We start from the raw sequence: 17,359 nt of genomic DNA, 5'->3' as shown, positions 1-17,359 counted from the left end.
GTGTGATGATGCCGGGAACGATTGCCGCACGACTTCCAGAAAGCGACGTGAGGGATGTACGAGACTAGAAGACTTTTCGGCGTTTGGAAGGCAGCCGGAGCGGCTTCGCTGGTGGCCGCGGCGATCGTGCTGGACACGGGAACCGCAGCGGCAGATCCGGCGCCGTTCGAACCGCCGAGGCTCGTGCCCGCAGACGGCTCCACCGTCGGTGTGGCCCAGCCGATCATCATCAACTTCCCCGGGCCCGTGGATGACGCCGGTGCCACCGAGAACGCCATCCATGTCTCGTCCGTCCCAGAGGTTCCCGGCAAGTTCTACTGGATCACCCCCACGCAGCTGCGCTGGCGTCCGCTGAGCTTCTGGCCCGCCCACACCGCGGTCACCGTCGATGCCGGCGGCACCGTGTCCAACTTCAACACCGGGGACACGCTGGTGGCCACGGCAAACGACACCACCCACCAACTGACCGTCACCCGCAACGGGACCGTCGAGAAGACCATCCCGATGTCGATGGGCATGGCAACCGGCGGCCACCAGACGCCGAACGGCACCTACTACGTTCAAGAAAAAATGCCCTCGGTGGTGATGGATTCGTCGACCTACGGCGTCCCGGTCAACTCGCCGAACGGATACAAGCTGACCGTCGATCTGGCCGTCCGGTTCGACGACAGCGGCGACTTCGTCCACAGCGCCCCGTGGTCGGTGGCCGATCAGGGCAAGCGCAACGTCAGTCACGGCTGCATCAACATCAGCCCCGCCAACGCGCAGTGGTTCTTCGACAACGTGCGCCCCGGCGATCCCATCATCGTTCAGAACTCGACCGGCACCTACACCCGGTACGACGGCTCCAACGATTGGCAGATCTGAGTCGGGAGAAGCGCCGCGACGGTTCCGACGACCGTTGTCACCAGTCGATCTGAAGCGGGTTGCCACACGCCGTGGTGTTGGGCGCGTACCGGCACCTTCGACGGGATATGCAGGAGCCGAAAGGGGAACGGCATGGAGAACGGACCGGGCGCACCTCCGCCGAACCACCGGGTGAAGTACATCGCGGCCGTCGCCGTCTCGGTGGCCGTGGCCATCGCCGCGGTGGTCGCGGTCACCGTCGACGCTCCGGGCCGGATCGGCCGAGTGCTGAGCGGCGGTCCGCAAGAGGAGCTGTTCTCCTCGCAGCGGCTCGATTCGGAACTGGACTTGGTGCGCGCCCGGCTCAGCGGGCAGCCGATGCGGCGAGTGACGGTGACCTCCAACCTGATCTCGGTCGAGGCAGTCGCTGCCGACGGTCAGCTGCACCAATACTGGGTTCGCGACGGCGAGGTCGAGGATATGGACTCGATTTCCGATCTGCATGCGGGCGAGACTGCCTTCACCGCGGAGGATCTGTCCGGGCCGCGGATACGCGCGGCGGTGTCCGATGTTCGCGGTTTCGGGAAGCCCGGCCAAATCGAACTGGTCACCTACGAGATCGGACGGGGACATCCGCTGTCCGTCGCCGTCTGGATCCGGCACGATCCCGTCAGCTCGGTGCTGCACTTCGATCCGCGGGGCGGGTCAGCGGTGGTGCGTGAGCAGTCGGTCGAAACCGACGAGCACACCTCGGTGTTCGGCGGCTGCTGGTGCTAGCTCTGTCCGATCACCTGCTGCACCACTTCGGCTGCCGCGGTGACACCCATGCCGTAGCTCGACCACCGCATCGTTCAGGACTCGACTGGCTACTCCCGGTTGGCAGATCTAGTCGAGAAGGGCCGCGACGGTTCCGACGATCATCGTCAGCAGTCGATCTGAGGCCGGCTGCCACATGCCGTGGCGCTTCTTCGGCGTGATGTCCACAGGATCACCGTCCCGCGTCACCCGACCTGTGGTGAGGCTGATCCTGAATCCGTTGATCTCCAGGTGCCTTTGGGTGATCCGGACCGGCCCGGCCGAAGTGAGCTCGGCGAGGATGTGCTCGAGGATCACCCGCCGCGTTGCGAGCACTCCTGCCGGTAACTGACTGGAGGATGAGCCGCCGGATTCGGACGCGCCTTCGATCGCGACAGTGGAGGTGCTGAGGATCAGGTCGGCCGAGCGAATGATCTCGGACACGACAGGCAGGTCTTCGCACTCGGCAGCAATTGTCACCGAGCCGTCCGCGGCCATTCCCAGTGCTCCGACGCGCAGGCCTGTCGCGCTGCAGGTCTCCAGGCCCGAGCCCGGGTACACCGAGCCGTCGAACCACATCTCAGCGCCGACAGTACCCACCCGTCGGGTAATGGTTTCGTGGCCTCCGTTCGTCCATCCCTCTGCTCGATACAGACCAGTCAGCTGCCGCACGTTCAGAACCGCGTGACCCTCGATCAAGCGGTCCGCATCGGCGCCGGCGTAGTGCTCGCGGAACACTTGCGCGAAAGGCTGTACCAGTCGCAGGTTTCGGACGCGAAGCCGCCATGCGCCCCGTTCGTCGGGAGTCGCCGCAGCCGGATGCCAGAGTCGGATCCTGGAGGTGCCAGGGACGGCGACCGGGCGGCCCTCCGCGTCAGAGAAGTCGCCTGGCCCGCCGAGGAATGCCTGGCCGCCGGCGGTCTGCCAGATGAGGCCTGTGCTGATCGGAGCGACCGGAACGGCGAAGGCAGCGTCGATCCACGTCTGATAGGACCACGACGCGGAGACGAGCCACCCCGCCTCCAATGACTTGGTCCACGTGGTCAATTGGGCCTTCGTGGGCGCGGCGTCGAACGGGAGCCGCAAGGCGACGTCCGGGCGCCCGGCAAGTGCGCGACGAGCCTCCTTCGTGTACCTGGTGAACTTCTTCTTGATCCCGGCATGCCGTACAGCGCGCGTGGTGTCCGCCAGGCCCGCCACGCTCTCGGGGGTCGGCGCGGCCATGATGGCGCGCGCAAGCGCGAAAGCCGCCGCCTGCGACGGTGCCGATTTGACCGTGGTCTGGGGTGCGATGGCGGCTCGGCCGAGAATTCGGGGAATCGGCTCCGCCCAGTCGGCGTCCAGCGCGAGCGCAACGAGCGCAGCCCGCTCGACCACGCGCGCGTCGGCCGCAGTGAACGCCTTGTCGGCGACAAACGGCTCGGTTCCCTCGTGGATGGCCGCCAGTCGCGAGTCCGCGAGCGTGAGGATGCGCCGCGCGAATTCGAGGTATTCAGGGTCCTTGCTGAGCTGCTCGGTCAGCGCGCGCAGGACATCGTGGTCCTCCCCGACGAACACCCACCGATCGCGCAGCATCCCCAATGCGTTCGCAGCAGGCAATCCGAGACGAACTTCGACATGGGCTTCCAGTTCCTCGAGGAACCCGTCGGTCATGCTGGAGAGGTTACGTCGGCATACAGACTCATCGAGATCGCAAACCCGCCGGCGGTCCCGCCACGTAACTCATCGTCATTCCTCATCGCCGACCGGTGCGCCGCACTTCGTCGCGTTGCCGCCCCCTAGGCATGATTGCGGCGATGCTGCGCCGCTGCCAACCGGAGCAACTCGGAATACCCCGGTTCAAAGGCCTTCCGTGCGTCGGCATCGAATCGGCCCTCGAGGTAATCGTTCAGCTCGTTGGCGATGATCGCGACGAGCTGCTCTTGCGATCGATCACGTAGGTCAAGCATCAAGATGTTGTTGTCACGCAACTCGACGATCTCGGCCTTGCGGCCACCGTCGGGCAGCCGGTCCTCAAGCAAGTCGAACACGATCCCCGTCATCGACGAATTCCAGGACCAACTACCGTCCACGAACCAAACAAGGCTATTCACTGCTCGGCTTCCTCTACGCGGGCGGACTCTGGCGGATGTGCGAGGCAGCGCATCACCAGGAGCTGTCACCGACTACGCCGTGCGCAGCACCTTGTTCATCGGCTTGCCGCGCGCGAGCTCGTCGACGAGCTTGTCGAGGTAGCGGATCTTCCGCATCAGCGGGTCCTCGATCTCCTGCACCTTCACCCCGCAGACGACGCCGGTGATGAGCGAGGCGTTCGGGTTCAGCGAGGCGTCGGCAAAGAACTCCGAGAACGAGGTCTCGTCGCCGAGGTGGCGCCGCAGCTCCGTCTCATCGAACCCGGTCAGCCAGCAGATGGCCTCATCGAGCTCGGCCTGCGTGCGGCCCTTGCGCTGCATCTTCGACAGGTAGTGCGGGTACACCGCGGCGACGGCGGTGCCGAAGATCCGGTGCTCCATGCGTCGAGGCTACGGCGTGGTGACGTCCCCGTGCCGTGCCAGACTGCTGTCGTGACCGGCAGCGTGGATCAGATCCCCAAGGCCACCACGGAGTGGACCGCTCAGCCCGGCGACGCGCGCCGGGCAACGCTTTCGATTCTGCGGCAACCCGCGCTGTGGAAACGGCTGCTGACATTCACGACGGTGGTCGCGGCGATCGCCGCCGCAGTGTGTGTCGTCAACGGCAGCGGGTGGCTGGTCGGGTCCGTCATATTCGCGGGGGCAGCTGCGGTGTACGCGGCGTTCGCTGTCTTGGTGAGTCTGGTGTGCGCCTACATCCCGAACCGGCGAGTTCTGCGCACCGGTTCGCGGTGGGCCGCCGGCGGTGATGAAACCCGAATCCGTATCGACACCCCGGCGTCCACTCTGGTCATCAGCCGCAGCAACATCATCTCGGTCCGCCCGGCCGGTGCGCTGATCGTGCTGCGAGTCCGCCCCAAGCAGGTTCTCGGGATCCCGACGGCGCTGTTCGCCGATCCCGCACTCGTGAGCCTCATCGACTGACGTGTCCACGTAGTTCTACTGATCCGGCTGCGGGCCGTGTGGCCAACGATGGTGTCATGAGCCGCGAACTGCGCCGCAACCCACTGGCGCCGCGGCTGGCGTGAAGACCCGGGAACTTGGTTGCCCGCCGCGAGCACACCCTTGCGGACCCGTCGATAGGGCGGCCGCTCTACCAATATGCGCTCATGCCGGAACGTCCCCAGAATGCAGAAAAACCCGCTACAAGCAGCGGGTTTTCTCAGTGGCCAGGGCCGGGATCGAACCGGCGACCTTCCGCTTTTCAGGCGGACGCTCGTACCAACTGAGCTACCTGGCCGGAAGGCCGTCGGCCTTAGACCGAAGTGCCTCGCCGTGATGGCGACCCTGACGGGACTCGAACCCGCGACCTCCGCCGTGACAGGGCGGCGCGCTAACCAACTGCGCCACAGGGCCTTACTTTCCAGCATGCTCCGCGTTTCCGCGTTGCGTACCCCCAACGGGATTCGAACCCGTGCTACCGCCGTGAAAGGGCGGCGTCCTAGGCCACTAGACGATGGGGGCCTAATCCGAATCTCTCCGGGGTACTCGTCAACCTCGTTCGTTGGGAGCTTCGATAGCTTAGGGTACAGATGCCCAAATCCTCAAACCCGGTGGTCGCAACACCAATTTCGGTCATCTTGTACCCTGTCTTCTCGCGCCCCTATAGCTCAGTTGGTAGAGCTACGGACTTTTAATCCGCAGGTCGTAGGTTCGAGCCCTACTGGGGGCACCAAACACCCGCCGCAAGGCGGGTCACGGTGCGGCTCACGCACTCCGCGCTCCCGCGGTCTACGCGCTCCGCGCGGTCGCAATCTCGTCGGCCAGCGGAGCGATCGCGGCGATGATCTGTCCGGTGATCGGTTCGGGCACTCCGGCACCGGCCAGGCTGTCGGAGAGGTGGCCGGCCACCAGGGTGAAGTGATGCATGGCGATGCCGCGGCCCTGATGGACCTGACGCATCGGTGCACCGCTGTACTGCACTGGGCCGCCCAATGCCGCGGCGAAGAACTCGACCTGCTTGCCCTTGAGCCTGGCCATGTTGGTTCCGGTGAAGAAGCCGGCCAGCTCGCCGTCCGCGAGTACCCGCCGATAGAAGTCCTCGACGACGGTCTCGAGTGCCTCGGCCCCGCCGATCTGGTCATAGATGGTCGTCATGGCGCCAGCTTCGCCCGACGTCGTTGCCGCCCAGTTTCGAACGCGTAGCCGATCCGCTACAGCCGTCTGCTGCGCTTTCACACCCATGCCGACGCACCACGGGCCACACCCGTTTATCGTTGTACGCGGGGTCGGACGGCCCAACGTGAAGAAGATGCGCGATTGCCGAGCAATCTCCCCATCAAGTTCACGTTCGGGGTCGACAGCATGAAGGAGTCAGCAGCGTGTTCTCCCGGCGCCTGAGCGCTCGAGCCATGGCCACCGCGATCGGTGCTGCCGCGCTGGCCGCCGGCGCCGCATTCGGGGTCGCACCGGCCCATGCGGACGCTCAGGACGATCAGTTCTTCACCATCGTCAAGGACCTGAACATCCCGACCAACTCGGCCGAGGAGGCCGGCCAGGTCGGGCGCGGAGTTTGTGACGCGCTCACGAAGGGCAAGATCGAGCCCGCGCGCACGGTGCGAGGGGTCATCAGCCAGCTGATGACCCAGGCCGCCATCGACAAACACCAGGCCGCGAACCTGGTCCGGGGTGCGGTCAAGGTCTACTGCCCGCAGAACGCCCCATTCGTCGGGCGCTGAGGCGGTCCGTTCAGACCTTCGGGCAGTAGTGCATCCCGTTGTCGCGGTGGCCAATTGGCGGCAGGTTGCGGGCCGGGGTGTGCACCAAGGGTGCGTCCGCCGGGATACGGCCGGTGACGCGATCCCACGCGCTGCGCGCCCGCGGATGCATGCGGTGGCGACGGGGCACGATCGTGAACACTCTGCCAATCACCTTGCCCAACAGGCGATGCACCTTCTCGTCACGCTCCGACCAGGTGTAGCCCATCAGCTCGCGCACCGCCGGGTGGTACAGACCGACGGTGAACCACACGAACAACGGGTGCACCACATATTTGCGCTGCACCGCCCACATCCAGTCCGGCATCTTCGAGGCAAACGGCGGCTTGGGCAGCTCCGAGAGGTCCAACACCTCGCGGACCGCCTGGTTGTTCTCCAACACGTTGCGGCACATGTGATCCCAGTAGACCTGGAAGTCCTCCCAGGTTTCCGGCACGGGGCGCATGCTCATCCCGTACATCGAGTACCACTGCTTGTGCTCCTCGAACAGCTGCCGCTTGTCGGCTTCGGAGATCCCGCCCGCGAGCCGGTCGGCCACGATGATCGTGCCGACGAAGAACGTCGAATGCGCCCAGTAGAAGACCTCGGGATTCAGTGCGTGGTAGCGGCGCCCCTGAGCGTCAACCCCTTTGATGTTGACGTGGTAGTCGCGAACCTCGGCACCGGTCGACGGCGCCCGGTCTCCGTCGAACACCACGCCGCCGATCGGGTACAGCGAGCGCAGCAGGCGGGGCCAGCGCTCCTGAAAGAAGATCGAGTGCTCCTCGACGGCCGCACCGAGTTGCGGGTGCATGTTCTGCATGGAGCCAGCCCACGGGCCCTGCAGCATGCCGCGCCAGTCACCGAAGTACTTCCACGTCAGCGAATCGGGCCCCAGCGGTACCGGCGGCGCGTCATACCCGCCCGCGGCGGCCGGGCAACCCGCCGCCACGACGTCGGAACCGCTGGTCACCGGGCATGTCTCAGAAGTATCTTGTGTCACAGGTGCGCTTTCTGCCGGCAGAACGATGGGCCTGTTTCAATTGTGACTACACACGTTGTCATCAAAGCTTAGGAGTAGATGTGCCATCCGGTCAACGACGCGGCCGATGGTCGGGCGTTCCGCTGCAGGAACGCGCGACCCGTCGTCGCGACGAACTGATCGCAGCAGGGGTCGCGCTGCTGGGCAAAGCCGAGGGCCCGGCCCTGACGGTCCGTGCGGTCTGCCGGGCGGCCGAACTCACCGAACGGTACTTCTACGAGAGCTTCACCGACCGTGACACGTTCGTCCGGGCCGTCTACGACGACGTCTGCGCGCGGGCGATGTCGGCGCTGACCACGGCTGCCACGCCCCGCGACGCGGTGGAACAATTTGTCGCCCTGATGGTGGACGATCCCACCCGGGGCCGGGTGCTGCTGCTCGCCCCGGAATCCGAACCGGTGTTGACCCGCTCGGGCGCGGAGTGGATGCCCAACTTCATCGGCCTGCTGCAGCGCAAACTGACCCGCATCGCCGACCCGGTGCGCCAGGCGATGGTCGCCACCAGCCTGATCGGAGCGTTGACCGCGCTGTTCAGCGCGTATCTCGACGACAGGCTGCCGGCCAGCCGTGAACAGTTCATCGACTACTGCGTGGACATGCTGCTCGGGCGGGTCGGCAGTTTCTGAGGCAACCCCCAAGGCCCCGCTACTCGTCGGGGGTACTGGCCTCGGCGATCGGCTCCTGCTGGGCCGCGGCGGCCTCATCTTCAGCCGCCTTGGCCTCACGTCCGGCCGGGCTGCCGACCGACGCACCAGGGTGGGTCTCGGTGGCGTGGTCACCGTCGCAGTTGAGCGCCACCTGCGTCACGTCTTCGGTGTACTCGAAGTAGGTGTCGGACTTCTGCGGCACCAACTGCCGGACGGTCCAGGCATTGGTGACGATGCACTCGTCGCGCGGCAATCGACCGCCCACGCTGACAGCAACATGCGCCGTGCCGCCGCCGTCCTCGATGGTGCTGACCGCGTCGCTGTATTTCTGCCCCACGACGTCCGGCGCCGCATGGGCCGCCCCCGCACCCATCACGGCGAACGCAAAACCCGCCGCAGACATACCGATAACGCTTCCGAACCCGATCGCGTTCTTCATCTAGCCCGACCTTCCCCGTCCGGCGATCTCTCCCGGAGAGGTGGGGCGACGGCGGTGCCCGCCGTACGTGTCAGCGACCCCGCGGTCCGCGACAAGGTGTCACGGCAAACACTCTTTGGGAGCTGCCGAGAATTTTAGTCGCCGACGGGGCGCTTGACCAGGAAGAACGCGCCTACTCGTCGGGCGTGCTGGCCTCGGCGAGCGCTTCTTCCTCCGCTGCAGCCTGGGCTGCGGCGAGCTGCGCCTCCTCCTTTGCGGCGGCCTCATCATCGGCGGCCTTGGCCTCACGGCCGGCCGGGCTGGCGACCGAGGCGCCCGGGTGGTTGGCGGTGGCATGGCCACCGTCGCAGTTCAGGGACACCATGACCTCGCCGGAGGCATGGCTGCCGTCGCGGACGAACGGGGCGTCCCACGCATTGGTGACGATGCAATCATCCTGGGACAGCTTGCTGCCCACAGTGACCGCGACCTTGGCGCTGGAACCGCTATCCTCGATCGCGCTCGAGGCGTCCGAGTAGGTCTGCCCCACGACGTCAGGGGCGGCGGCCGCAACTCCGGCACCGAACAGCAGGGATACGGCCGCACCAGTGGCGCCCGCGACTCCGGCACCGACGACAAGCATTTTCACGTGTGCCCAACCTCCGAGCGTGGGTATCCGACAGATGTTCGTGCGGATCGTACCGTCGATACCCGCACGGCGCAGGGCTCGTCAAATACGGGCGGGGCAACTTGATGTCACCGAGTTACACAGATATATTGACTGCTACCAACAGGTACAGATAACTGAGCGTCCCAGGGGACGCGAGGAGGACGAGGGCACATGTCGCAGGAATACACAGACCTGCAGCTTCTGCACGAACTCGAGCCTGTCGTTGAGACCAGCATCAACCGCCATATGCGGATGCGTAAGGACTGGAATCCGCACGACTTCATCCCGTGGTCGGACGGCAAGAACTACTACGCACTCGGCGGACAGGACTGGGAGCCCGGGCAATCCAAGCTGTCCGAGGTCGCCCGCACCGCGATGATTCAGAACCTGCTCACCGAGGACAACCTGCCGTCCTATCACCGCGAGATCGCGATGAACATGGGCATGGACGGTGCCTGGGGTAACTGGGTCAACCGCTGGACCGCTGAAGAGAACCGCCACGGCATCGCCCTGCGCGACTACCTCGTCGTCACCCGCGCCGTCGACCCCGTCGAGCTGGAAGAGCTGCGCGTCGAGCAGGTCACCCGCGGCTTCTCCCCCGGCCAGAACCAGCAGGGCGACCTCTTCGCCGAGAGCCTGTTCGACTCGGTGATGTACGTGTCGTTCCAGGAACTCGCGACCCGCGTCAGCCACCGCAACACCGGCAAGGCCTGCGACGACCCGATCGCCGACCAGCTGCTGCAGCGCATCTCCGCCGACGAGAACCTGCACATGATCTTCTACCGGGACGTCTCGGCAGCCGGCCTGGACATCGCCCCCAACCAGGGCATGGCCTCGCTGCACCGCGTACTGGACAACTTCAAGATGCCCGGATACACCGTGCCCGACTTCCGCCGCAAGGCCGTCATCATCGCCGTCGGCGGCGTCTACGATCCGCGGATCCACCTGGACGACGTGGTGATGCCGGTCCTGCGCAAGTGGCGCATCTTCGAGCGCGAGGACTTCACCGGCGAGGGCGCGCGGCTGCGCGACGACCTCGGCCGCATCGTCGAGGAGCTCGAGGACACCTGCGACAAGTTCGAGGTGGCCAAGGAACGCCGCCTGGAGCGTGAGCGCAAGGTCGCCGAGAAGAAGGCCATGAAGAACCTGCTGGTGTCGTCCTCGTCGACTGCATGACGCTGACGGCCCCACCCCCTGCAACGGCAGCGCCGGCCCGATCCCAATTGCGGATCGGGCCGTTCGCGTTGCCCAGCCCGGTCGTGCTCGCCCCGATGGCCGGGGTGACCAATGTGGCGTTCCGCACACTGTGCCGCGAGCTCGAGATCGCCCGCGCCGGAACCGTCAGCGGGCTGTATGTGTGCGAGATGGTCACGGCACGGGCCCTGGTCGAGCGCCACCCGGTGACCCTGCACATGACGACGTTCGGCCCCGACGAATCACCGCGGTCGCTGCAGCTCTACACCGTGGACCCGGAAACCACCTACCTCGCGGCCAAGATGATCGCCGACGAGGGCATGGCCGACCACATCGACATGAATTTCGGCTGCCCGGTTCCCAAGGTCACCAAGCGTGGCGGCGGATCGGCACTGCCGTACAAGCGCCGCCTGTTCGGCCAGATCGTGGCGGCTGCGGTGCGTGGCGTCGCGGGCACCGACATTCCGGTGACGGTGAAGTTCCGGATCGGCATCGACGACGCCCACCACACGCACCTTGACGCCGGACGGATCGCTGCAGAGGAGGGGGCGGCAGCCGTCGCACTGCATGCGCGTACTGCGGCACAGCGCTATTCCGGGACCGCCGACTGGGACCAGATCGCCGCGCTCAAAGCCCATGTCACCGGCATTCCGGTGCTGGGCAACGGTGACATCTTCGAGGCCGACGACGCGCTCGCGATGATGGCCGCGACCGGCTGCGACGGCGTGGTGATCGGCCGGGGCTGCCTGGGCCGACCATGGCTGTTCGCCGAGCTCTCGGCAGCCTTCAACGGACGCCCCGCCGCCACCCCGCCGAACCTCGGCGAGGTGGCCGACATCGTGCGCCGCCACGGCGAACTGCTCAGCGAGCACTGCGGCGAGGACAAGGCCATGCGCGACATCCGCAAGCACGTGGCCTGGTACCTGCACGGGTTCCCTGCCGGCGCCGACCTGCGGCGTGGGCTGGCACTGGTCAAGACCCGTGCCGAACTCGACGCACTGCTCGACCAACTGGACGGCGACGCCCCGTTTCCGCCTGCGGCCACCGGTCCGCGCGGGCGCCAGGGCTCGGCCGCCTCGGTGTCGTTGCCCGAGGGATGGCTCGACGATCCCGACGACTGCGCGGTGCCGGCCGGGGCCGATGTGATGCATTCCGGAGGCTGACCTGCCCTCGCTCCGAGATGACATCGAGACGGCTCTGTCACCGGGTTGGGTCTAGCTCAGTCACAGGATGGCTCAGTACGATAAAAACCTTGCCGCGGACGGCTCAAGTAGCCAGTCCGGCACAGTGCTGCTAGAAGAGATGAGGAGAAAAACCTCAGCAGCACCCAATTCACACCTCAGGAACGATGCGCACCGACGCGCATGCGCTAGTTCGAAGAGTCGGAGGCCGGTAACGACATGAGTGACGGTGATAACGCCACTCCCGGCCGTCGGCGCCGCTCCCCGGAGGATTCGTCGGACAACCAATGGATTACCCGATCCCGGGAGCCTTTGCCAGGTGCCGCGCCGTGGGAACGTCAGGATGCGCCGTCACCCGACGATTCATCCCTCGATGAGCCCACCGGCAGTCACGCCGACGGGGTAACTGTCGCAGACCTGATCGCCAAGGTGGCCGGGACCGGATACACGCCGTCCCGCCACCGGCTGGAACCCGACGACCCGGAGCCAGAACCAGAGTCTGAACCGGCCCACGCGTGGGAACCAGAACCCGAGCCGCAGCCGGCCCACGCACGGGAACCAGAACCCGAGCCGCAGCCGGCCCACGCATGGGAACCGGAACCCGAGCCGCAGCTGCTTCCGGAGCCCGAACCCGAACCCGTGCCGGCGTACGCACCGGCGTATGTCCGCCCGCGGGTACCCGATCCGACCGACGTGATCGAGGCGGTGCGGATCGACCCGCAGGTCGATGAACCCCAGGATTCCCTCGAGGCCCTGGAGTTCCCGGAACCTTTCGAAGAGCCCTTCGAGGAGCCCTTCGAGGAGCCCTTCGCGAACGCGCCGGATCACCGCGAGATCGACGCCGCGAACACCGACGTGTTGCCGGCTCTGCAGGTCTACGAGTACGACGTACCCAAGGCACGCACGTCCTGGCGGGCCCGCCAGACGTCGGAGAATGAGCACGATTCCGAGCACGATCGCGCAGACACCGATGAGATCGAGAAGGTGCGGCCACCGATCAACCGCCGGGTGATGCTGGCCGGACGGGCCGCCGCGGCGATGCTCGCGGTTCTCACCCTGGTACTGACCGGCGGGGCCTGGCAGTGGCAGAGCTCGAAGAACAACAGCCTCAACAAAGTGGCTGCGCTCGACCTCAACTCGCGCGACATCGTCGACCCCAACGCCCAGTTCGGTGACGAGAACTTCCTGATCGTCGGTACCGACAGCCGCGCCGGCCAGAACAGCGACATGGGTGCGGGCAACACCCAGGATGCCGACGGCGTCCGGTCCGACACCGTGATGCTCGTGAACATCCCGGCCGACCGGCGGCGCGTCGTCGCCGTGTCGTTCCCGCGAGACCTGTCGATCACCCCGATGAAGTGCGAACCCTGGAACTCACAGACGGCGACCTACGGTCCGCAGTACGACGAGGAATCGGGGACCACCGGGCCCGACGAGGTCTACACCGAAACCAAACTGAACTCGGCCTTCGCCTTCGGCGGTCCGAAATGCCTGGTGAAGGTCATCCAGAAGCTCTCCGGGCTGTCCATCAACCGGTTCATGGCCGTCGACTTCGCCGGATTCTCCAAGATGGTCGACGCTCTCGGCGGGATAGAGGTGTGCAGTACCGCGCCGTTGGAAGACGAAATTCTCGGCACGGTGCTGGCGAACCCCGGTCGTCAGGTCGTCGACGGCCATACCGCACTCAACTATGTCCGGGCCCGGCATGTCACCACGGAGGTCACGAGCGACTACGGCCGGATCAAACGTCAGCAGCTGTTCCTGTCCTCGCTGTTGCGGTCGCTGATCTCCCGGGACACCTTCTTCTCGCTGAACAAGCTGAACAGCGTTGTCAATATGTTCATCAGCGACAGCTTCGTCGACAACATCAGGACGAAGGATCTCGTCGACCTCGGTCAATCCGTCCAAGGCGTCAACGCAGGCCGGATCTCGTTCGTCACTGTGCCGACCGTCGGATACGCCGACGAATACGGCAACGAGGTCCCGCGTACCGATGACATGCGTTCCCTGTTCGACGCGATCATCAACGACGACCCGCTGCCGGGTGAGAAGAATCCGGACAACACCCCGGTGCCCGGCACCCCGGAATCAGCGACGGCGTCCGTCCAGGCTGCCGCTCCGTCGGAGACACCCCAGTCGACAGCGCCGGCGCCTGCGCCTGCGCCTGCCACGACGGACAGCGGTGAAATGGTCAGCGCCATCGCCACCGAACCGCAGCAGGTCACGGTGCAGGTGTCGAACTCGACCGGCCAGAGCGGCCTGGCCTCCACCGCGGCCACCGAACTGCAGGAACACGGCTTCAACGTCAACGCCCCCGATGACTACCCGAGCATACTTCCGGCGACCACGGTGTTCTTCTCCCCCGGAAACGAGGAGGCGGCCGCGACCGTGGCCAGCTCCTTCGCCAACCCCACCATCGAACGCGTGTCGGGCATGGGCGACGTAGTGCAGGTGGTGCTGGGCTCCGATTTCTACACGGTTAATGCCCCGACCCCGAGTGGGTCGGAAGTGCAGGTGCACGTGCTGAAGGGCACCGGCGCCAGCCCGACGCACCTCCCCGAGGACCTGACCGTCACCAACGCCGCCGACACCACCTGCGAATAGTCCGGCGATCCGGGCGGGACGGCATTCACCGTTCGTTCATCGTTGCATCGTGACGAGAGGGCCACCGACCGCCTAATCTTGCAGCATGCGTACCCAATACCACGAGCAGTTGCATTCACTGACGGACCAACTCGGCGCGATGTGCGAGTTGGCGGGTACCGCAATGGAGCGCGCCACCCAGGCGCTGCTGCAGGCCGATCTGGCCCTCGCAGAACAGGTCATCAGCGATCACGATCAGATGAGCACGCTGAGCACCCAGGCCGAGGAATCTGCGTTCGTGTTGCTCGCGCTGCAGGCGCCCGTGGCCGGTGATCTGCGCTCGGTGGTGGGTTCGATTCAGATCGTCGCCGACGTGGACCGGATGGGCGCGCTGGCGCTGCATGTGGCCAAGATCGCGCGCCGCCGCCACCCCCAGCATGTGCTGCCCGAGGAAGTGAACGGGTACTTCGCCGAGATGGGCCGGGTTGCCGTCGAACTGGGCCACGCTGCCCGTGAGGTGCTGCTCACCCAGGATCCGGAGAAGGCCGCCCGGATCCAGGAGGAAGACGATGCGATGGATGACCTGCATCGCCACCTGTTCTCGGTGCTGATGGACCGGGAGTGGAAGCACGGTGTGACCGCTGCCGTCGACGTGACGTTGTTGAGCCGCTTCTACGAGCGCTTCGCCGACCATGCCGTCGAGGTGGCCCGGCGGGTCATCTTCCAGGTCACCGGTTCGTACCCGGACGACGAATCGGTTCCCTCGAAGTAGGCCTCAGGACCGGTCGGCGGGCGGTACGAGACGGACCCCGTCCTTGTGCGCGCCGGCCAGGTCCCCCAGGATCTTCACCAGTACCTGCAGGTCCGCGCCGCTGTAGCGCAGCAGGAACTCGCGGGTCCCGCGGTTCATCTCCTCGTGCAGCCGCCGGTGTACATCGACGACGAGTTCGCCGTCAGCGGTCAGGCCGAGCTCGATCTCCTTGCGGTTGCCGGGTACCGGCGTGCGAACCACGAGGCCGGCCTCGACCAGCCGCTGTACGTGCTTGGACACCGTGCCCTTGAGCCGGCCGGACCGCGCCGCCAACCCGACGACGCTGATCGGGCCGTCGGCGATCTCCGCCAGCAGGTGCATCGACGAGGTCGGTAGCGTCCGCACGGCCTGCTGCAGCCGCTGCGGGCATCCGGCGGCCATGAAATCACGCTCCGCGTCGCCGTCCCCGTCGTTCCCGAGCCGGTCGGACACCGTGGCCATGAGCCCGGTGACGGCGTCGATCAGCTCGAGTTTGGTTTTCACGGAAACCATATTGCCACCGGCGGCACTCCTGCGTACATTGTTTCCATAGAAACCATATCTAAGGAAACCAAAGGAGTCGACATGCTGGCAGCACTGGTCACCGAATGGGGCAGGCACCCCGTCTACACCGACATACCTGAGCCCCAGTCGCGCGACGGCGCCGAGGTGGCGACCGTCGAAGCATCGGCCCTGACCAACCTCACCCGTGCCCTGGTGTCGGGAAAGCACTACGCCAGCAAGGAAATCCAGCTTCCGGCCATTCCCGGGGTCGACGGCGTCGCCCGCCTCGCCGACGGCCGCCGCATTTACACCGGAGCCCTCGGATACTCGGGAATGATGGCGCAGCGCGCAGTCGTCGACCCCCACGCCGGCGTCGAGATCCCCGCACACGTCGACTCGGTCACCGCCGCCGCCCTGCCCAACCCGGGCATCTCGGCCTGGACCGCGCTGTCGCACGCCGCAGCGGTCAAACCCGGCGATCACGTGCTGGTGCTCGGCGCCACTGGCGTAACCGGTTCGATGGCAGTGCAATTGGCCACCGCCATGTTCGGTGCCGAGACGGTGGTGGCCGCCGGCCGCAACACCGAGCGGCTCGCCTGGCTGCGGTCCGCAGGCGCCCACGCCACGATCGCCCTCGGCGAGGAGGACCTGGGCGCCCAGGTCGCCGAGATGCATGCCCGGCGCCCGTTCGACGCGGTACTCGACTACTTGTGGGGCGAGCCGGCAAACCAGGTGCTCACGGCCCTGGCCGCCAGCCATCCGGCCGCGCACTACCACCCGACCCGCTTCGTTCAGATCGGGTCGATGACCGGTCCGACGCTTCCCCTGGACGCCGGAGTGCTGCGCGGCACCGGGATCACCCTGAGCGGGGTAGGCATCGGCAGCGTCCCACCCGAGGTGCTGATCCAGGCCCGCACTGAGGCGCTGCCCCGGTTGTTCGCGATGGTCGCCGACGGACAGCTCGAATTACGTACCCAGGCAAGACCATTGGCCGACGTCGCCGAGGTGTGGGCAGGCAGCGAGCCCTCGGGAACGCGGGTAGTGCTGACGCCTTGACGGCCCCGGCACCGGCAGGTCAGCCGAAGCGGCCCGAGATGTAGTCCTCGGTCGCCTTCTGGGTGGGGTTGGAGAAGATCTTCTCGGTGTCGTCGATCTCGATCAGCTTGCCGGGCTTACCGGTGGCCTCCAGATTGAAGAACGCGGTCTGATCACTCACCCGGGCGGCCTGCTGCATGTTGTGGGTGACGATGACGATCGTGAAATCCTGCTTGAGCGTGGAGATCAGATCCTCGATGGCCAGTGTCGAGATCGGGTCGAGCGCCGAGCAGGGCTCATCCATCAGCAGGACGTCGGGCTGCACCGCGATCGCACGGGCGATGCACAACCGCTGCTGCTGACCACCCGACAGGCCACCACCGGGCTTGTCCAGGCGGTCCTTGACCTCGTTCCACAAGTTGGCGCCGCGCAGCGAGCGCTCCGCCACCTCGTCCAGGGCCTTCCTGTTGCGCACGCCCTGCAGCTTCAGCCCGGCCACCACGTTGTCACGGATCGACATGGTGGGGAACGGGTTCGGACGCTGGAACACCATGCCGATGGTCTTGCGCACACCCACCGGGTCCACGCCGGCGCCGTAGATGTCCTCACCGTCGAGCAGCACCGAGCCCTCGACGCGGGCACCGGGGATCACCTCGTGCATGCGGTTCAGCGTCCGGAGCACCGTCGACTTACCGCAACCCGACGGGCCGATGAAAGCCATCACGCTGCGCGGCTGCACCGACAGCGAAACCTCGGAAACGGCATGGAACGCGCCGTAGTAGATGTTGACGTCCTTGAGATCCAGCCGCTTGGCCATGGATAGCTC

Annotated in this window: 19 protein-coding genes and 4 tRNA genes; 11 read left to right on the top strand and 12 right to left on the bottom strand. The window is 66.3% G+C overall.

Going from position 1 to position 17,359, the window contains the following annotated elements; translation table 11 throughout:
- Nucleotides 1-54 precede the first annotated feature (54 nt).
- Together AB0I14_RS19250 and AB0I14_RS19245 are read left to right on the top strand one after the other, a co-directional pair.
- The gene (locus AB0I14_RS19250) at nt 55-867 is read left to right on the top strand and encodes a L,D-transpeptidase (protein WP_358024873.1); all 813 of its coding nucleotides are present in this window, start codon (nt 55-57) and stop codon (nt 865-867) included.
- Nucleotides 868-999: 132 nt separating this feature from the next.
- Nucleotides 1,000-1,623 carry a hypothetical protein gene (locus tag AB0I14_RS19245; RefSeq protein ID WP_358024870.1) on the top strand — a complete coding sequence of 208 codons (624 nt, stop codon included), beginning with the start codon at nt 1,000-1,002 and terminating at the stop codon, nt 1,621-1,623.
- 108 nt (nt 1,624-1,731) lie between these two features.
- Here the strand turns inward: AB0I14_RS19245 and AB0I14_RS19240 are convergent, their stop codons facing one another.
- The 3 genes from AB0I14_RS19240 to AB0I14_RS19230 form a co-directional block, all read right to left on the bottom strand.
- Nucleotides 1,732-3,294: a DUF4132 domain-containing protein gene (locus AB0I14_RS19240; RefSeq protein ID WP_358024867.1), complete on the bottom strand. Its 1,563-nt coding sequence runs from the start codon at nt 3,292-3,294 to the stop codon at nt 1,732-1,734.
- 125 nt (nt 3,295-3,419) lie between these two features.
- Entirely contained in the window at nt 3,420-3,683 is a 264-nt protein-coding gene (locus AB0I14_RS19235) for a hypothetical protein (protein WP_358024864.1), read from the bottom strand.
- Nucleotides 3,684-3,806: 123 nt separating this feature from the next.
- Nucleotides 3,807-4,154 carry a DUF2200 domain-containing protein gene (locus tag AB0I14_RS19230; protein ID WP_358024861.1) on the bottom strand — a complete coding sequence of 116 codons (348 nt, stop codon included), beginning with the start codon at nt 4,152-4,154 and terminating at the stop codon, nt 3,807-3,809.
- 51 nt (nt 4,155-4,205) lie between these two features.
- Here AB0I14_RS19230 and AB0I14_RS19225 point away from each other — a divergent pair, with 51 nt between their 5' ends.
- The gene (locus AB0I14_RS19225) at nt 4,206-4,697 is read left to right on the top strand and encodes a hypothetical protein (protein WP_358024858.1); all 492 of its coding nucleotides are present in this window, start codon (nt 4,206-4,208) and stop codon (nt 4,695-4,697) included.
- 242 nt (nt 4,698-4,939) lie between these two features.
- Here AB0I14_RS19225 and AB0I14_RS19220 read toward each other — a convergent pair.
- The 3 genes from AB0I14_RS19220 to AB0I14_RS19210 all read right to left on the bottom strand — a co-directional run bounded on the left by AB0I14_RS19220 (nt 4,940) and on the right by AB0I14_RS19210 (nt 5,237).
- Nucleotides 4,940-5,013 (bottom strand) — tRNA-Phe (locus AB0I14_RS19220).
- A gap of 39 nt (nt 5,014-5,052) precedes the next feature.
- Nucleotides 5,053-5,129 (bottom strand) — tRNA-Asp (locus AB0I14_RS19215).
- A 35-nt stretch (nt 5,130-5,164) separates the two neighbouring features.
- Nucleotides 5,165-5,237 (bottom strand) — tRNA-Glu (locus AB0I14_RS19210).
- A 135-nt stretch (nt 5,238-5,372) separates the two neighbouring features.
- On the opposite strand from AB0I14_RS19210, the gene AB0I14_RS19205 reads away from it, so the two are divergent.
- Nucleotides 5,373-5,448 (top strand) — tRNA-Lys (locus AB0I14_RS19205).
- Nucleotides 5,449-5,504: 56 nt separating this feature from the next.
- Here the strand turns inward: AB0I14_RS19205 and AB0I14_RS19200 are convergent.
- A complete protein-coding gene (locus tag AB0I14_RS19200) occupies nt 5,505-5,870 on the bottom strand; it encodes a group 1 truncated hemoglobin (protein ID WP_358024855.1) in 366 nt (121 codons plus the stop codon).
- Nucleotides 5,871-6,094: 224 nt separating this feature from the next.
- Here AB0I14_RS19200 and AB0I14_RS19195 point away from each other — a divergent pair, with 224 nt between their 5' ends.
- Nucleotides 6,095-6,451 (top strand): DUF732 domain-containing protein, encoded by a 357-nt coding sequence (locus AB0I14_RS19195; RefSeq protein WP_358024852.1) that lies wholly within the window; start codon nt 6,095-6,097, stop codon nt 6,449-6,451.
- A 10-nt stretch (nt 6,452-6,461) separates the two neighbouring features.
- Here AB0I14_RS19195 and AB0I14_RS19190 read toward each other — a convergent pair whose 3' ends face one another.
- A complete protein-coding gene (locus AB0I14_RS19190; protein WP_358024849.1) occupies nt 6,462-7,472 on the bottom strand; it encodes an oxygenase MpaB family protein in 1,011 nt (336 codons plus the stop codon).
- Nucleotides 7,473-7,552: 80 nt separating this feature from the next.
- On the opposite strand from AB0I14_RS19190, the gene AB0I14_RS19185 reads away from it, so the two are divergent.
- Nucleotides 7,553-8,137 (top strand): TetR/AcrR family transcriptional regulator, encoded by a 585-nt coding sequence (locus AB0I14_RS19185; RefSeq protein WP_358024845.1) that lies wholly within the window; start codon nt 7,553-7,555, stop codon nt 8,135-8,137.
- 19 nt (nt 8,138-8,156) lie between these two features.
- Here AB0I14_RS19185 and AB0I14_RS19180 read toward each other — a convergent pair whose 3' ends face one another.
- Together AB0I14_RS19180 and AB0I14_RS19175 are read right to left on the bottom strand one after the other, a co-directional pair.
- Complete coding sequence (locus AB0I14_RS19180; protein ID WP_358024842.1) at nt 8,157-8,597, bottom strand: hypothetical protein; 441 nt, start codon at nt 8,595-8,597, stop codon at nt 8,157-8,159.
- A 172-nt stretch (nt 8,598-8,769) separates the two neighbouring features.
- Complete coding sequence (locus AB0I14_RS19175) at nt 8,770-9,219, bottom strand: hypothetical protein (RefSeq protein ID WP_358025474.1); 450 nt, start codon at nt 9,217-9,219, stop codon at nt 8,770-8,772.
- A gap of 198 nt (nt 9,220-9,417) precedes the next feature.
- Between AB0I14_RS19175 and AB0I14_RS19170 the strand changes: the two genes are divergently transcribed.
- The 4 genes from AB0I14_RS19170 (at nt 9,418) to phoU (ending at nt 14,976) form a co-directional block, all read left to right on the top strand.
- On the top strand, nt 9,418-10,422 hold the full coding sequence (locus tag AB0I14_RS19170) for an acyl-ACP desaturase (protein WP_358024839.1): 1,005 nt from the start codon (nt 9,418-9,420) through the stop codon (nt 10,420-10,422).
- The gene (gene dusB / locus AB0I14_RS19165) at nt 10,419-11,603 is read left to right on the top strand and encodes a tRNA dihydrouridine synthase DusB (protein WP_358024836.1); all 1,185 of its coding nucleotides are present in this window, start codon (nt 10,419-10,421) and stop codon (nt 11,601-11,603) included. The genes AB0I14_RS19170 and dusB overlap by 4 nt, the downstream gene beginning before the upstream one ends.
- A 237-nt stretch (nt 11,604-11,840) precedes the next feature.
- Nucleotides 11,841-14,225, top strand: coding sequence for an LCP family protein (locus AB0I14_RS19160; protein ID WP_358024833.1), 2,385 nt, complete (start codon nt 11,841-11,843; stop codon nt 14,223-14,225).
- Between the two features lie 85 nt (nt 14,226-14,310).
- The gene (gene phoU / locus AB0I14_RS19155; protein WP_358024830.1) at nt 14,311-14,976 is read left to right on the top strand and encodes a phosphate signaling complex protein PhoU; all 666 of its coding nucleotides are present in this window, start codon (nt 14,311-14,313) and stop codon (nt 14,974-14,976) included.
- A gap of 3 nt (nt 14,977-14,979) precedes the next feature.
- On the opposite strand, the gene AB0I14_RS19150 is transcribed toward phoU, so the two are convergent.
- Nucleotides 14,980-15,498 carry a MarR family transcriptional regulator gene (locus AB0I14_RS19150; protein WP_358024827.1) on the bottom strand — a complete coding sequence of 173 codons (519 nt, stop codon included), beginning with the start codon at nt 15,496-15,498 and terminating at the stop codon, nt 14,980-14,982.
- Between the two features lie 81 nt (nt 15,499-15,579).
- Here AB0I14_RS19150 and AB0I14_RS19145 point away from each other — a divergent pair, with 81 nt between their 5' ends.
- Entirely contained in the window at nt 15,580-16,554 is a 975-nt protein-coding gene (locus AB0I14_RS19145) for a zinc-binding alcohol dehydrogenase family protein (protein ID WP_358024824.1), read from the top strand.
- A 19-nt stretch (nt 16,555-16,573) separates the two neighbouring features.
- Here the strand turns inward: AB0I14_RS19145 and pstB are convergent, their stop codons facing one another.
- Nucleotides 16,574-17,350 carry a phosphate ABC transporter ATP-binding protein PstB gene (gene pstB / locus AB0I14_RS19140; protein ID WP_358024822.1) on the bottom strand — a complete coding sequence of 259 codons (777 nt, stop codon included), beginning with the start codon at nt 17,348-17,350 and terminating at the stop codon, nt 16,574-16,576.
- Nucleotides 17,351-17,359: the final 9 nt, after the last annotated feature.

Origin of the sequence: Mycobacterium sp. NPDC050441 (assembly GCF_040655355.1) — a bacterium.
Classification (GTDB): domain Bacteria; phylum Actinomycetota; class Actinomycetes; order Mycobacteriales; family Mycobacteriaceae; genus Mycobacterium.
The sequence above is the reverse complement of the archived record's forward strand: the minus strand, read 5'-3'. Positions and strand labels throughout refer to the sequence as shown.